We start from the raw sequence: 15,019 nt of genomic DNA on the forward strand, positions 1-15,019 counted from the left end.
TTGAACATGCGCTTGCCAAGGAGCGGTTAATCGATGACCAACGCAGCTGAGCAAATGACAGAAGAACCATACGAAGAAGAAGACTATCAGGAATATGACGAGTTCGACGACGATGATGAGGATCGCGGCCTTTCCGGCTTTGCGGTTTTGATCATGGGCATCGTCATGATCGGCGCGTTCGTTTCGGTCGTGTGGATCGCTTACAAACAGGGCATGAAGGTCGGCGGCGACAGCGCCATCGAAACGCCTTATGTAGCGGCCGATCCCGATCCGATCAAAATTGAAACCGCAGACAACAGCGCGACTGTCGAGGACCGAGAAGTCTACGATGCGCTCGATGGCGAAAATAGCGAGCCGGTGACGACTCTTGCGGAAGGTCCTGAAGAACCTGTCACCCGCACCGCGGAAGACACCATCGGATCCATCGCAGCAGATGCGGAAGCCGCCGCCGCTGATATGAGCGACGAAGTTGAAGACCGTCTCGCCGATCTCGAAGCGCAGGATGCCGAAGTGCTTGGCGCTGATACGACAGTTGAAGAGCCAGTGGTGGAAGAGCCGGCGCCTGAAACAACAAGCGTCGCGTCGAATGTGCGTCCTGCGTCGCGTGGCGCCGTCAGCGCTCTTTCCGGCACCCATGTTGTGCAGGTCGGCGCGTTTCGTTCAAACGACGAAGCCATGGCGCAGTGGGCGCGGATGCAAAGCCGCCTTGGCGACTATCTTTCCGGCAAGGGCCCGGATGTTGAAGTCGCCGATCTAGGTGATCGCGGCGTTTATCATCGCCTTCGCATCGGGCCGTTCTCGTCATCTGACGAGGCCAATACGTATTGTTCGGGCCTGAAAGAGCGCGGGCAGGACTGCCTTCCTCGTTCAAACTAAGCGTTAAGGGCGCGTTGCGTTATGCCCACTGCTGCGATCTTTGACTGCGAGGGGCCGCGCCTTACCGCAGAAGAAAAAGCCTTTTTCAGGGATGTCGATCCCTGGGGCTTTATTCTCTTCGCGCGTCATTGTGAAAACGCTGACAATGTGCGGGCCCATTGCGACGAGTTGCGTGAATGCGTCGGCCGCGAAGATGCGCCGATCCTGATCGATCAGGAGGGTGGGCGCGTCGTCCGCCTCAAGCCGCCGGCGTTTCCCGCGCATCCGCCCGCGTCTGTATTTGGCGAACTCTGGAAACTCGATCCGGCGAAGGCAAACGAAGCCGCGCGGCTCAACGGCTATCTTTTGGGTCGGATGGTTTCCGATCTCGGCGTTAACGTGAACTGCGTGCCCATGATCGACGTACCGCAGCCAGACGCCGACCCGGTCGTTATCGGTGATCGCGTTTTCGCCAAGTGGCCGGACGTGATCACAACACTTGCGCATGCAACAATTGAAGGATCGATTGCCGGCGGCGCCCTGCCTGTGATGAAGCACATGCCGGGCCACGGACGCGCGCTTTGCGACAGCCATTTTGAATTGCCGCGCGTATGTAATTCGAAGCGTGATTTGCAAACGGTTGACTTTGAGACTTTCAAATCCTTGCGCGATGTGCGCATGGGGATGACGGCGCATATCGTTTATGAAGCCTATGACGCCGAAACGGTTTCGACCCTGTCATCGGTAATTATCAATGACGTTATTCGCGGCGAGATCGGTTTTGACGGTTTGCTGATGACAGACGACCTCAAAATGAAAGCGCTGGGCGGTCCGATCCCGGAGCGGATTACGAGGTCTTATGAGGCGGGTTGCGATATTGCGCTGAACTGCAATTTCACCCTCGCCGAAAAGAAAGAATGCTCAGGACATTTGCGTCCGCTGGAGGGCAAAGCCGCTGCTCGCGCGGCGCACGCCCTAGAGGAATTAGGGCCGGTTGACAGGACCGATACGGGCGAGGCTTATGAACGCCTCAACACCTTGTTGAAGCCCGTAAAAATATAGATTTCAACAGGACAACAATCGAGATAGGCGAGGGCCAGAATCGGTCCTAAAGTGGCGCGATGGCGGACGGTGAAAACATGATGATGGCGGCGGGCGCAAACCAGGGCGGAGACGCCTTTGATGCTCCTGTTCGTGATAAAGCGCGCGCGCAGCATGATGATGCAATCGATGCGCTGATCGTCAATATCGAGGGGTATGAAGGCCCGCTTGATGTTCTTCTCGATTTGGCGAGGCACCAGAAAGTCGACATTCGCAAGATTTCCATGGTCGCGCTGGTCGATCAGTATCTTCTTTTTGTCGAGGCCGCGAAGGACCGTAATCTTGAACTCGCGGCCGACTATCTCGTCATGGCGTCGTGGCTCGCCTATCTGAAATCAAAGCTCTTGTTGCCGGTTGTCGACGAAGACGGCGATGAGCCAACTGCTGATGAAATGGCGGCGCGGCTGGCGTTCCAGCTTCAGCGTCTCGAAGCCATGCGAAAGGCGGTAGAAGATCTGCAAGGCTTGCCGCAGGAAGGCATTGATTTCTTCACGCGCGGCGCGCCCGAGGGCGTGCGTGTCACTCAGATACCTGAATGGCAAGCCGATCTTGTCGATCTGCTTAAGGCCTACGCCACACAGCGCATCGCCGCCGTCGATCGCGATTATCATATTCAACCGCCAGCGGTCTTTTCGATTGAGGCGGCGCGCATGCGTCTTGAGCGCATTCTCGGGTCCATTCCTGAATGGACCGAGCTGGAAACGCTCGCCGGCAATACGGATGTGGACGCGCCAAAAGCTTCCGTTCTGGCGAGTTCCTTCAATGCGGCGCTTGAATTCGCGAAAGCCGGTCAGATTGACTTAAGACAGCTTGGAACGTTTGAGCCGATTTACATCAAGACCCGTCAGTCTACGGATGAGAAGGACGATCGCAATGGATCATGACGCCGGGCGAGATTTTAAAGAGCTGGATGCACGTGCAGCGCAAGAGGCGCTGGCGGAAGAGTTGGCGGATGGCGCCGACGATCAAGAAGAAGTGAATAGCGTGAGCGAAGACACCGAAGAAGAAAAACCGAAGAAGAAAAAGAAAGCGGCTGCGCAAGAGCCTGTCGTCGAGTGGAGCGAGGAAGATCTCGCCGAGCATTCGCGTATGGTCGAGGCCTTGTTGTTCGCCGCCGCCGAGCCCCTTGATGTGAAAAGCATCGCGGATCGCTTGCCCGCCGGCGCGGACGTGCCTGCGCTGATCGAACGGCTCAAAGCCGAGTATGAGGGGCGCGGCGTTGAGATTGCCGCGATCGAGGATAAATGGCGGTTTGTCACTGCCGCTGACGTGGCGCATGTCCTTCAAAAAGAGCGCGCCACCCAGCGAAAGCTCTCACGGGCTGCGCTCGAAACGCTGGCGATCATAGCCTATCACCAGCCCTGTACCCGCGCCGATATAGAGGACGTGCGCGGCGTTCAGGTGGCGAAAGGCTCTCTCGATCAGCTTCTGGAAATCGGCTGGGTCAAAATGCGCGGTAAACGCAAGGACGTGCCAGGCCGACCGACCCTTTATGGGACAACGCAAGGCTTTTTGGAGCATTTCGGGCTTGAGAGCGTGACTGACCTGCCTGGCCTCGCCGATCTCAAGGCCGCAGGCATGCTGGATGCGCGCCTGCCGCCGGGATTTTCCGTGCCGTCGCCGGTGGATGGCGACGATGAAGATGGCGAAGATGACGAGGAATCCGCCGAATTTTCTCAGGATTTCCTTGAGGAAGCCGACGAAACGGCTGACGCGTAAAGGAATTTTCCGTTCTTGTTTGCGTCTTGCGGTCTGGCGCATTACGTATTGTTTTCAAGTAGATGTTGGAGATGCGCAAAATGGGCGCAATCGGACCCTGGCAGATTGTCATTATTCTGGTTCTGGCGCTGCTGCTGTTCGGCGGCGGCGGAAAAATTTCGTCCCTGATGGGCGACTTCGCCAAAGGCATTAAGTCGTTTCGCAAGGGCCTTCAGGATGATGAAAAATCCCTCGATGACCGCAGTGACGATGCGAAAGACGTAACGCCCGTTGCTGAAGAGGAAAGAGACAAGGCCAAATCGTAAGCCTGAGGGGAGCCTCCAATGCGCTTCGTCCTTCGCGACACAAACATTCCTTCATCTTGAAGGCGGCGAAGCCGCGTCGCGAAGGACAAAGGAATGTTTGCTCCTCAGGATGAAGCGTTTGTGAGTTTATTGTGAGATCGCGCTGACATGAGCCTTGTGCCGCAATTCGGATTTTTTGAGCTGATGCTCATCGCGGTCGTGGCGTTGATTGTCGTCGGCCCGAAAGACCTGCCGAAGCTGATGCGTTCGGCCGGGCGCATGGTGGCGAAAGCGCGCCAGATGGCGGGCGAGTTTACCGCCGCCTTTGACCAGATGGCGCGCGAGGCGGAGATGGAAGAACTCCGCAAGGAAATCGACGATCTTAAAAAGAACAATCCGGTCGCTGACGCCAAGCGTGCGTTTGACGAAACAACCGCGCCGATCGACAAGGAATTGCGAGAAGAGGCGCGCGAATTGAACGAAGCGGTCAATAAATCCGTTGGGGATACACAGACGGACAAGACGAAATCCGATACGTCTGATCAATCCGCTGCGGCAAGCGAGCCGGCGAAGTCATGAGCGCCGTCGAAAAGAAAGAACCAGCGGAAGAAGATGAGTTACAGGCGTCGTCTGCGCCATTGCTTGATCATCTGACGGAACTGCGCAGCCGGATCATTGTTTCGCTCGCCGCCATTGCTGTCGGCTTTGCAATCTGTTTCGCATTTTCCATACCGCTTTACGAATTTTTGGTTGTGCCGTTTGAGCGTGCTGTGGTCGCCGCTGGCGTTGAACCAAAACTTTACTTTGCACCGCTGGAATTTTTCTTCACTCGCGTGCGCCTTGCCGTCTTGGGCGGCATCGTGCTCGCGTTCCCTATTGTCGCCTATCAGATCTATATGTTCGTCTCGCCGGGGCTTTATAAACGCGAACGCAAGGCGGCGTTGCCTTTTATCGCAGCAATGCCGGTGCTGTTCACGGCTGGCGCCGCACTCGTCTATTTCGTGATGATGCCGTTTGTCATGCGCTTCGCCGTCGGCATGGAGCAGCGCCCCTTAGAGGCGAGCGGCGTCACCATCGAGCTTCTGACCCGCGTCGGCGATTACCTGTCGCTGTTGACGACGCTGATCATGGCCTTCGGGTTCGCTTTCCAGTTGCCCGTCCTGCTGACCCTTCTGGCGCGGGCAGGGCTGGTCACGGCTGATTTTCTGAAGCGCAACCGCCGGGTCGCGATCGTCATAATTTTTGTCATCGCCGCGTTCCTGACCCCGCCTGATCCATTCAGTCAGCTTGTGCTCGGCGCATCCATCATCGCCCTTTACGAAATATCCGTGTTCTGTGTGCGCCTTGCGGAGCAAAAGGCGAAGGAGGCCGCCGAAGAGGCTGCCGCATAGCGTAGAGCAGGCTGGACCGCTCAAACCAACCCCGCTAAACCGCCCCCATGTTTGATATTAAATGGATCCGCGAAAATCCGGACGCGTTTGACGCCGGTCTTGCGCGCAGAGGCCTTGGCCCCCGCGCAGGCGAAGTCCTCATGCTCGATGAAGACGCGCGCAAATTTACGCACGCGCTCAACGACTTGCAGGAACGTCGTAATGCAGCCTCGAAGCAGATCGGCCAGGCGAAAGCCAAGGGCGATGAGGACGAGTTCAATCGCCTGCGCGAGGAAGTCGACCGCATCAAACATCAGATGCCGGCCGCCGAAGCCGAGCAGAAGAAAAAGCAGGATGCGATCCGCGATATCCTGTCCGGCCTGCCGAACATACCCGCCGACGACGTGCCGGAAGGTGAAGACGAAGCGGCGAATGTTGAGGTTCGCAAGTGGGGCGAGCCAAAAGGCCTGAACAATGCGAAAGAGCATTTCGATATCGGCGAAGCTTTAGGTCAGATGGATTTCGAAACTGCGGCGAAAATGTCCGGGTCGCGGTTCGTTATGTTGAAGGGGAGCCTCGCGCGGCTCGAACGCGCGATCGCCAGTTTCATGCTCGACTTGCATACGGGCGAGTTCGGCTACACCGAATGCCAGCCGCCGCTGCTCGTCCGCGACGAGGCGCTTTACGGCACCGGGCAATTGCCGAAGTTTGCAGAAGACTTGTTCAAGTCGACCGGCGATCACTGGCTTATCCCAACAGCTGAAGTCTCGCTTACCAATATTGTCAGCGGCGATATTCTCGATGAGGAAGAATTGCCCTTGCGTTTCACTGCGTGGACTCCGTGTTTCCGGTCGGAAGCAGGCGCGGCGGGGCGCGATACGCGCGGCATGATCCGCTTGCATCAATTCTCGAAGGTTGAACTTGTCTCCGTCACCGCGCCGGACCAGTCGAACGCCGAACATGAGCGCATGACCGAATGCGCCGAAGAAGTGTTGAAGCGTTTGGAGCTGCCGTACCGCACCATGGTGCTGTGCACCGGCGATATGGGTTTCGGCGCGCGCAAAACCTATGACATCGAGGTGTGGCTGCCGGGGCAAGGGCAATATCGCGAAATTTCGTCCGTCTCCAACTGTGGTGACTTCCAGGCGCGGCGAATGAATTCGCGCTGCCGTCCGAAAGGCGAAAAACAGACGAAATTCGTGCACACGCTCAATGGCTCTGGCCTCGCGGTGGGGCGCACGCTGGTGGCGGTACTCGAAAACTATCAGCAGGCGGATGGCTCTGTCGCCGTGCCGGAAGTGCTGAAGCCGTACATGGGCGGCGTCGAAAAGATTGAGGCGCAGAAATAGAACGAAAGACTGTTCATTCCATACTGCGCGCCGCATTTTTGCGCGCCCGGACGGAGATCAGCGTTCTTGCTGCGTTCGCCGTCGCTGCTCTGGGGCTGTTGCTGTTCGCTGAAATCACTGACGACGCCAGCAATGGCGAAGCGCACCGTTTCGACAGGATGATCTTGCTGGCGCTGCGCACGCCCGGCGATCTTGCAGACCCGGTTGGCCCGCCGTGGCTGGAACTTGCGGTGCGCGACGTCACCTCTCTTGGCGGTTATATTATTCTCATGCTGATGGTTGCCTGCGTTTCGGTGTATCTCGCCGCGGCGGGTAAATGGCGCCATGGCGCACTTCTTGCCGGCGCCGTGGTTAGCGGTTCGTTCCTGAGCGAGGCGTTGAAATCATTTTTTGGCCGGCCGAGGCCCGATCTTGTGACGCATCTCGCTGAGGTGACAAGCCTCAGCTTCCCGAGCGGGCATGCGATGATTTCCGCCATCGCTTATCTCACCATGGGGGCGCTACTTACCAGGTTTCACGAACGGCGGCGGCTGAAAGTGCTGGCCATGAGCTTTGCGGTGATTATCACTATTCTTGTCGGCCTGAGCCGTATCTATCTTGGAGTGCATTGGCCGAGCGATGTGCTGGCCGGATGGTTTTTGGGCGCTGTCTGGGCGGCGTTGTGGTGGCTGGTTGCCTGGCGCTTCTTGCGTTAGCAGGCATCCCGCCAGATTGAGTGAGTTTTTTTGAATTCGAATTCGGAGTTGTTCCATGCGTATTCTTTGTTCCAATGATGACGGCATTCATGCGCGCGGGCTCGAAAGCCTCGTCAAGATTGCTGAAGAACTCTCTGACGATGTCTGGGTAGTGGCGCCGCAGGAGGAACAGTCCGGCGCCGCACGTGCGCTGACGCTCGCCCACCCCTTGCGTGTTCGTAAATATGACGAGCGGCGGTTTTCCGTGTTCGGCACGCCCAGCGATGCGGTGGTCATGGGCGTTACGCGCGTTCTCGATGACAAAAAGCCGGACCTCATTCTTTCAGGCGTCAACAACGGTCAGAACCTTGCTGAAGATGTGACGGTCTCAGGCACCATTGCGGCGGCGTTTCAGGGTATGTCGTTAGGTATTCCGTCGATTGCCTTGTCTCTCTCACGTCTGGAGCGTGAGGCTGCGCGATGGGAAACGCCGGAGGCCCATGGCGCGAAAATCGTGCGGCAGATTCTTGATGCAGGATGGCCGGAGGACGTGGTGGTCAATGTCAACTTCCCTGACAGGGCGCCCGATGAGGTAGACGGCGTTGAGGTCACGACCCAAGGCCACCGCGATGCGTTTCAGCTCTTTGCGGAGGAACGCAAGGATCTAAGGGGCGGGACCTATTACTGGTACGGTTACACCGGCAAGCGGTCCAATCCACCGGCGGGAACAGATCTGCGCGCTATTTATGACGGCCGCATCTCCATCACGCCGCTGCACCTGGCGTTGACGCATATGGAGTCGCACGCAGCGCTTACAGAAGCGATAAAATCCAAATAGCTGATAAAACCTTAACATTCTCCGTTAATATTAACCCCTTGTTAACCAAAGAAGACAAACGTCACTTCGAATCGGCGAGACTCTGTTTCCATTCGAGGAGGGGTAATGAAAAGCGTGCGTCTGGCGTTGCTGACAAGTTCATTTGCAGCGGTTGCTGCTTGCGGCTCTCACAATCATGCGCCTGTAGTTTATGGAAGCGATCCATCCAGTCAGACGCGAATATATAATTCGCCGAACGATATTTACCGCGAACAACGTGTGGCGCAGCGCACCCGCGCGCCTGAATATCGCGAACCCGTTTATCAGCCGCCGCAACGGCGCGTGACCGCCCGGTCTTCGCAGCCCGCGCAGTTAACGCCTGTGTCAGCAGTCTATCTTGATGAGCCGCAGCCGCTGGAAGAAGGGTCGGCGGCGCCGTCAGAGCATCTGCATAAAGCCGAAGGTTACATAGAGGTTCAGCCCGGTGATACGGTTTATGCGCTGGCGAGGAAGTTTTCGGTCAGCCCTGCATCGATCATCGACAGGAACGATCTGAAAGCGCCATATGCTTTGCAAGTCGGGCAGGTGTTGAGATTGCCGTCGGGTTCGACTGTCGTCGCCAGCGATACGCCTACTCGCGCGCGAACGCGCGCAGATTATGGTTCGGCCGCCGTTGCGGCCCGGCAGGTAGCCGCGCAGGATCAGCTCTATACTGTCACAAGCGGCGATACGCTTTATTCGATCTCTCGCCGCGCCGACGTGCCGGTCGACCGGATCGCCTCGGCGAACCGCATGCGCGCGCCTTATTCGCTTAATGTCGGGCAGCAGTTATTAATTCCGCAGGCTCGCGCCGGCTCCATGCAGGTTGCGCAAAGAAATCAACCGAAGGCGCTTAAACAAGAACAGATGCAAACGCGGGATGTGGATGAAATTGCACGTAGCGTGTCATACACTCCGCCGGCTGCACAGCCTGCAAAATCCATGTTTGATTGGCCGATCCGCGGCGCCATTGTTTCCGAATACGGTTCCGGAAATCTCGGCCGCCGCAATGACGGCGTCAACATCGCCGCGCCGGTGGGCACGCCCGTACGCGCCGCCGCTGATGGTCAGGTAGTTTATCGCGGGTCTGAGCTTGAAGGGTTCGGCAACCTGCTGTTGATCAAGCATGAAGATGGCTTCGTCACCGCATACGCCCATAACGATACGATGATCGTCAAAAAGGGCGATCAGGTGCGTAAAGGTCAGGTCATCGCTAAAGTTGGCGCCACCGGCGCCGTCACCACGCCGCAGCTTCATTTTGAAATTCGTCAGGAGCTTAAGACCGTTGATCCGGTTGCGCTTCTCGGCAATCCGTAATTTTTGCACTACGCAAAGAGGGGATTACGGAACCATTAGTAGAGTATCAGTAAAAGCAAGAAAGTAAGTAGCGTACTTTTAGCGGGCCTTTTGGCCCGCTTTTTCTTTACCCGATCTTTCCGGGCCGCCCGGCGATGAGACGCCGCGACAGAAAATCGGGACTCGCATCCAACAGCCCTTCAGAAATGAACGCCGTTTCCGAAAAATGCGCCAGCGCCAGATCGCCTTCAAACGCTGCGCGCAGCCCGGCGCCGACGCGTTTGGTGGCGTCGAATTTGGTGAGAATGCATCGCTTGACGCCAATTTCCTTAAAGGCGTGGGCCCAATCCACATATTCTTCCGCATCGCCAGACGCCGGCAGGACAAGAACGGGTTCTGCGTTCGCCGCGTCACGATAGCTGCGAAGCGCCGCCACATCGCCGCTGTCATAAGGGCTGACGCCTGGCGTGTCGAAAATCACAGCGCCTGTTGGTCTGTGACTTTTGAGGATGCGTTGAACGTCAAGCGGGCTTTCGGCGATGAAATATTCCGCTCTCAGCGCTTCGCCATAAGCGCGGATCTGATCGACAGCGCCGGCCCGGCCGACATCGGCAGTGATCATGAACGCTCTCGCGCCATTCGCTTGCGCCGCAGCGGCGAGTTTTGCGCCGCTTGAGGTTTTGCCGGCGCCAGTAGGGCCTACAAGCATGATGGGGCTAGATGGCGCGAGCAGCAGCGGCGAAAATGTAAATGCTGCCTCAAAACCTGTGCGCAGCCGGTAGAGATCTTCATCAATCTGCGAAGTTCGCGCGCCTTCGATCAAGGCGTTTAACAGGTTCTGACCGACCCCATGAGGAACGAGAATCTCCGCCATGGCTCGGACAGTGGCGTCGCTCATATCGAGCGAGCGTTTCGCCTTGCCGCCGGTGAGGCTGCTTGAAAGCTTGCTTAGCGCATCGGCGGAAAACTTCGTTTCGATTGTTTCATTCAGCCGCGCACCAGCCCCCATTTTAAACGGGCCTTCGTCAACGGCGTCGCGCGCTGCGCCGGCGAAGTTTGCTTTCTTGGCCGGTTCCGGCGCAGCCGGGGCCGGTCTGTCTGAAGCGGTGACTTCAACATCGCCGCTCGGCAGTTCGCGAACAGAGACGACAGTCATTTTCTCGCCAAGCGCGCGGCTGGCTTTCTTTTTCGCCGCGTCCAGGTTCGAGGCGATAAATTTCATCATAAACACAACCTGGAGGTTATCTTGCGCACATCCAGCCTGTGACTGAAGCCGCAAAGGTTCAACTGGCGCCATGTTAACGGCTTTGCGCCGCCCATTCCAGCCATGGTGGCCGCCGCCAGCCACGCCGCCACAGAAAAAACCCGCCGGGAGGGGCCGGCGGGCTATCGAAAACCGAAAAGTTGGAGGGGTTACCGGTATTGCTGAACGCGTGTCGCGCGCAGACCTGGCAGGCCGAACTGGTCGATCGCTTTCTGCCAGGATATAAATTCTTCAACAGTGAGCGTGTAACGCTCACAGGCTTCTTCAAGGGTCAGTAAACCACCGCGAACCGCGGCGACGACTTCGGCCTTGCGGCGAATGACCCACCGCTTCGTAGACGGCGGCGGAAGATCCCTAAGGGTGAGCGGCGTTCCATCCGGACCGATGACATAAGCATCGGAGTTCGAGGGCGACGCAGCGTTGTCTGCAACGACAGTCATGAGAGCACAAATCCCCATATACGCAACATTGTTGATATGCAGACTAGGCGCGTGCTTTTAAAAAACGGCTAAATAGCTTGGTAAAAGCTTCGCTAAGTGGTTGATCGTTCGTGAAAATTTGGAACCGATCCTGTACCGGTTTCAAACAATTTTATCTTTATGCCCCATTTCGGACCGGATTTGCGCGTAGCCGAGAATGCACTTACGCGAACGACGTAACCTCAGCGTGTGCCAGGTGGGTGGACAACAAAGCCTCGTTTTTTCAGAAAACAAGAGCGTAATCTGAATCAAATTTATCCGAACTGGGCGGTTTGGTTTGTTGCTCGTTTTAAAAGCTGAAAAGAGTGTCTCAGATGAAGACAGCTTTTAGAAAAATCAGGGTGCGAAATTTCCTTAACGACAAACTGAACGGAAATCACATCTAGCAGCTTAAATTAGCTGTCTTCGTTCCTGAAATTTGACGGCAACGTTTTGAACATGACTTGATGTTGTGAGGTTTTGCCGGTCCTTTATCGGCCAAAAGAGCCTAAGGACCGGCAAAAATAAGAGCAGTAGAAGCTTTTCATCAAATAATTCACCAGTGGGGCGTTAACCGGCAAATTGAGGAAACCTTCCGCCACAATACGCATCATTACTTATTCAGGCCCGTTTTTTTCGGGCCGTCGTCTTTTTCTTTTTTGTTGTTCGCTTATTTTTTGAACTTGCGGCGGTTCCAAGGCCAATATCCTTGGCGAACTGCGAACGCCGTTTTGCATAGTTTGGGGCCACCATGGGATAGTCGGCTGGGAGTCCCCATTTGCGCCGGTATTCTTCAGGTGACAGATTGTAGTGGGTTCGAAGATAGCGTTTCAGCATCTTCAGTTTCTTGCCGTCTTCGAGACAAATCACATGTTCCGGTGTCACGGATTTGTTTATTGGAACCGCTGGTTCGCGGTTGCTGACAAAGGCGGCGCCTTCTTCAGCAAGACCGGATACGGCCGTAAAGACATCGTGCAGTAGGGTGGGAAGTTCATCGGCCTTAACCGCATTATTCCCAACATAAGCCGCAACAATATCACTCGCGAGGTGGATGGCGCTGATGGGCTCAGCAACATCCTGTTTTTTGGCTACCATTCTAGTCTACTCCGTTGCGGGCGCTCCTCATATCAGCGCTGAATTCAGCACTGTGGCGTTTGCCGAGTGGCATAAGCCGAGTCCTTCCCTAAGCGCATGTAAATGCGCAGTCCTCGCCCCGCATTGGCGGTAGCTTGGAACATTGTTTGTTGCAAGCTGGACATGCATGAAGTTTAGGAAAACTGCAGAGAATAGAATCATTCAAGGGGCATAACAAAGTCATTGATAATCATTCTTCAATGCAGTGAGCCGAAGCTGATGGAAAGCTTGTCTGCAGCGGCAATACCGCCCGAAACGTCATCCTGCGTTGCCGCAAGGACCGGTTGCCCTTATAGGTCTCCCGATTTGGTCTGCGGACAATAGCGGCGGACCTAACGGTTTTGACGGGAGACGACCTAATGAGTGCTAGCAAAGCGTATGAGTCGCCTGCAGGGTTTTTTAAAGACGATCTCGCGAATTCTGACGCGACATTATACGCTTCCATGCAGCGGGAATTATCCCGGCAGCAGGACCAGATAGAGCTCATTGCATCTGAGAATATCGTTTCCCGGGCGGTTTTGGAAGCGGCAGGTTCGGTTCTGACTAACAAATACGCGGAAGGGTACCCAGGCCGACGATATTATGGCGGATGCGAGTTTGTCGATGAGGTCGAGGAGATTGCAATCGATCGCGCAAAGCAGCTTTTTAACTGCGAAGAAGCGGTGGTGCAGCCCCATTCCGGCAGCCAGGCGAACCAGGCTGTATTCATGGCTGTCATGAAGCCGGGGGATACGTTTCTAGGCATGGACCTCGCTTCAGGCGGCCATCTAACACACGGCGGCGCCGCCAATCAGTCAGGCAAGTGGTTCAACGCAATTTCCTATGGTGTTCGCGAGGATGATCATCTGATCGATTTCGAACAAGTTGCGCGCCTTGCTGAGGAGCACAAACCGAAGGTCATCATCGCTGGCGGCAGCGCCTATTCGCGCATTATCGATTTTAAAAAGTTTCGCGAAATTGCGGACAGTGTTGGCGCGATCTTCATGGTCGACATGGCGCATTTTGCCGGTCTTGTCGCCGGCGGCGTCTATCCCAATCCGCTTGAGCATGCGCATGTGGTGACAACCACGACCCATAAAACGCTGCGCGGACCGCGCGGCGGACTGGTTCTGACCAACGATCCGGCGCTTGCCAAGAAAATCCGCTCCGCATTGTTTCCGGGCATTCAAGGCGGTCCGTTGATGCATATCGTTGCTGCAAAAGCTGTTGCTTTCGGGGAGGCATTGCAACCGGAATTCAAAGCCTATGCCCGCGCGGTGGTCGATAACGCCAAGGCGCTTGCAAGTTCGCTGACCGATGCCGGATATGCGGTGATTTCCGGTGGCACGGACTCACATCTCGCGTTGATTGACCTGCGGCCCAAGAGTGTGAAAGGCAATGCGGCGGAGGCGAGCCTGGAGCGCGCCGGCATTACCTGCAACAAGAACGGCGTGCCGTTTGATCCTGAAAAATTCACCGTTACGTCAGGTCTGCGCATTGGATCGCCGGCCGGAACGACGCGGGGGTTTGGCGTTGCCGAATTCCGCGAAGTCGGCGCCTTGATGAGTGAAGTTCTCGATGCGCTTGCCGCTAAGGGGGAACCAGACGCGGCGGCTGAGCAATCGGCAGCGGCGAAAGTTCGCGCACTGACGTCGCGCTTTCCAATCTACACATGATGGTTTCCGCGAAAAGGCGAGGAAAATAACATGCGGTGTCCTTTTTGCGGAAGCGATGAAACGCAAGTCAAAGACTCAAGGCCGGCTGAAGACGGCGCCTCCGTTCGCCGCCGCAGGGAATGTTCTGCTTGCGGGGGCCGGTTTACGACCTTTGAGCGCGTTCAATTGCGAGAATTAGTCGTCATTAAGAACACCGGCAAACGCGCGCCGTTTGACCGGGACAAGTTGATGCGCTCGATTCTTATCGCATTACGCAAGCGCGAGTTTGAGCCGGAACGCGTAGAACAGATGGTGTCGGGCATTGTGCGCCGTCTGGAAGCAACCGGTGAAAGCGAAATAGAATCGAAAAAAGTTGGCGAGATGGTAATGGAAGGACTCGCGAAACTGGATGACGTTGCCTACGTCCGCTATGCATCTGTGTACAAAAACTTCCGTGAAGCAAAAGACTTCGAGCAGTTCTTGGGCGGCATGGATGAGGCTGAGCGTGAGTGAGGCAAGGAAAATGACGCCGGAAGAATCGGCTGAAAAAAACAAAAAGAAAGAAAATGCGCCTTCGCGATCGGCGGCGCGGCTTGCGGCCGTACAGGCGCTCTATCAAATGGAATCCGCCGGGCAGGGCGTTGAAGCGACCATCCGTGAGTTTCAGGAGCATCGTCTGGGCGGCGATATAGAAGGCGTCGCGCTGCATAAGGCGGACGCGGCGTTCTTTGCTGATATTTTGCGTGGCGCAGTTGAAACGCAAACACGGCTCGATCCGTATCTGCAGCGGCAACTGGCTTCCGGCTGGCGATTGTCGCGGCTTGATGCAACCGTGCGCGCGATCTTGCGGGCAGGATTGTACGAGCTGATCCGGCGGGCGGATGTGCCGTACAAGGTTGTGATTAACGAGTATGTTGAGGCTGCGCGGGCGTTTTTCGACGGCGACGAGCCGGGGTTTGTAAACGCCGTTCTTGACGCCGCTGCAAAAGAAGCGCGGCATGATGAAATTCAGGTTTGATATAACG

General features: G+C 56.3%; 17 protein-coding genes. 14 read left to right on the forward strand and 3 right to left on the reverse strand.

Annotated features, from left to right (window positions below; genetic code table 11):
- Positions 1 to 33: 33 nt before the first annotated feature.
- The 11 genes from PUV54_RS11760 to PUV54_RS11810 all read left to right on the forward strand — a co-directional run bounded on the left by PUV54_RS11760 (position 34) and on the right by PUV54_RS11810 (position 9,525).
- Positions 34 to 876, forward strand: a complete 843-nt coding sequence (locus PUV54_RS11760; protein ID WP_274492440.1) for an SPOR domain-containing protein — start codon at positions 34 to 36, stop codon at positions 874 to 876.
- 21 nt (positions 877 to 897) lie between these two features.
- A complete protein-coding gene (locus PUV54_RS11765; protein WP_274492441.1) occupies positions 898 to 1,917 on the forward strand; it encodes a glycoside hydrolase family 3 N-terminal domain-containing protein in 1,020 nt (339 codons plus the stop codon).
- Positions 1,918 to 1,976: 59 nt separating this feature from the next.
- Entirely contained in the window at positions 1,977 to 2,840 is an 864-nt protein-coding gene (locus tag PUV54_RS11770) for a segregation and condensation protein A (RefSeq protein ID WP_274492442.1), read from the forward strand.
- Positions 2,830 to 3,675, forward strand: a complete 846-nt coding sequence (gene scpB / locus PUV54_RS11775) for an SMC-Scp complex subunit ScpB (protein ID WP_274492443.1) — start codon at positions 2,830 to 2,832, stop codon at positions 3,673 to 3,675. Before PUV54_RS11770 ends, scpB begins: the two co-directional genes overlap by 11 nt.
- An 80-nt stretch (positions 3,676 to 3,755) precedes the next feature.
- Positions 3,756 to 3,980: a twin-arginine translocase TatA/TatE family subunit gene (gene tatA, locus PUV54_RS11780; RefSeq protein ID WP_274492444.1), complete on the forward strand. Its 225-nt coding sequence runs from the start codon at positions 3,756 to 3,758 to the stop codon at positions 3,978 to 3,980.
- A gap of 147 nt (positions 3,981 to 4,127) precedes the next feature.
- The gene (gene tatB / locus PUV54_RS11785; protein WP_274492445.1) at positions 4,128 to 4,538 is read left to right on the forward strand and encodes a Sec-independent protein translocase protein TatB; all 411 of its coding nucleotides are present in this window, start codon (positions 4,128 to 4,130) and stop codon (positions 4,536 to 4,538) included.
- Positions 4,535 to 5,350, forward strand: coding sequence for a twin-arginine translocase subunit TatC (gene tatC, locus PUV54_RS11790; protein WP_274492446.1), 816 nt, complete (start codon positions 4,535 to 4,537; stop codon positions 5,348 to 5,350). Before tatB ends, tatC begins: the two co-directional genes overlap by 4 nt.
- Before the next feature lie 47 nt (positions 5,351 to 5,397).
- Positions 5,398 to 6,678 carry a serine--tRNA ligase gene (gene serS / locus PUV54_RS11795; RefSeq protein WP_274492447.1) on the forward strand — a complete coding sequence of 427 codons (1,281 nt, stop codon included), beginning with the start codon at positions 5,398 to 5,400 and terminating at the stop codon, positions 6,676 to 6,678.
- A 38-nt stretch (positions 6,679 to 6,716) separates the two neighbouring features.
- A complete protein-coding gene (locus tag PUV54_RS11800) occupies positions 6,717 to 7,373 on the forward strand; it encodes a phosphatase PAP2 family protein (RefSeq protein WP_274492448.1) in 657 nt (218 codons plus the stop codon).
- A 55-nt stretch (positions 7,374 to 7,428) separates the two neighbouring features.
- On the forward strand, positions 7,429 to 8,190 hold the full coding sequence (gene surE / locus PUV54_RS11805; RefSeq protein WP_274492449.1) for a 5'/3'-nucleotidase SurE: 762 nt from the start codon (positions 7,429 to 7,431) through the stop codon (positions 8,188 to 8,190).
- Positions 8,191 to 8,295: 105 nt separating this feature from the next.
- Positions 8,296 to 9,525, forward strand: a complete 1,230-nt coding sequence (locus PUV54_RS11810; protein WP_274492450.1) for a M23 family metallopeptidase — start codon at positions 8,296 to 8,298, stop codon at positions 9,523 to 9,525.
- A 106-nt stretch (positions 9,526 to 9,631) separates the two neighbouring features.
- Here the strand turns inward: PUV54_RS11810 and PUV54_RS11815 are convergent, their stop codons facing one another.
- The 3 genes from PUV54_RS11815 to PUV54_RS11825 form a co-directional block, all read right to left on the reverse strand.
- A complete protein-coding gene (locus tag PUV54_RS11815) occupies positions 9,632 to 10,729 on the reverse strand; it encodes a flagellar biosynthesis protein FlhF (protein ID WP_274492451.1) in 1,098 nt (365 codons plus the stop codon).
- Positions 10,730 to 10,917: 188 nt separating this feature from the next.
- Positions 10,918 to 11,208, reverse strand: a complete 291-nt coding sequence (gene sciP / locus PUV54_RS11820) for a CtrA inhibitor SciP (protein WP_274492452.1) — start codon at positions 11,206 to 11,208, stop codon at positions 10,918 to 10,920.
- 639 nt (positions 11,209 to 11,847) lie between these two features.
- Complete coding sequence (locus tag PUV54_RS11825; protein ID WP_274492453.1) at positions 11,848 to 12,321, reverse strand: Ros/MucR family transcriptional regulator; 474 nt, start codon at positions 12,319 to 12,321, stop codon at positions 11,848 to 11,850.
- A gap of 398 nt (positions 12,322 to 12,719) precedes the next feature.
- On the opposite strand from PUV54_RS11825, the gene glyA reads away from it, so the two are divergent.
- From glyA to nusB, 3 genes are read left to right on the forward strand one after another with little or no spacing between them, the layout of a single operon-like run.
- Complete coding sequence (gene glyA / locus PUV54_RS11830; RefSeq protein ID WP_274492454.1) at positions 12,720 to 14,015, forward strand: serine hydroxymethyltransferase; 1,296 nt, start codon at positions 12,720 to 12,722, stop codon at positions 14,013 to 14,015.
- Between the two features lie 30 nt (positions 14,016 to 14,045).
- Positions 14,046 to 14,507, forward strand: coding sequence for a transcriptional regulator NrdR (gene nrdR / locus PUV54_RS11835; RefSeq protein WP_274492455.1), 462 nt, complete (start codon positions 14,046 to 14,048; stop codon positions 14,505 to 14,507).
- A gap of 10 nt (positions 14,508 to 14,517) precedes the next feature.
- Positions 14,518 to 15,012: a transcription antitermination factor NusB gene (gene nusB, locus PUV54_RS11840; protein ID WP_420797960.1), complete on the forward strand. Its 495-nt coding sequence runs from the start codon at positions 14,518 to 14,520 to the stop codon at positions 15,010 to 15,012.
- The last annotated feature ends 7 nt before the right edge of the window (positions 15,013 to 15,019 follow it).

This window comes from Hyphococcus flavus (genome assembly GCF_028748065.1).
Taxonomy (GTDB): Bacteria; Pseudomonadota; Alphaproteobacteria; order Caulobacterales; family Parvularculaceae; genus Hyphococcus; species Hyphococcus flavus.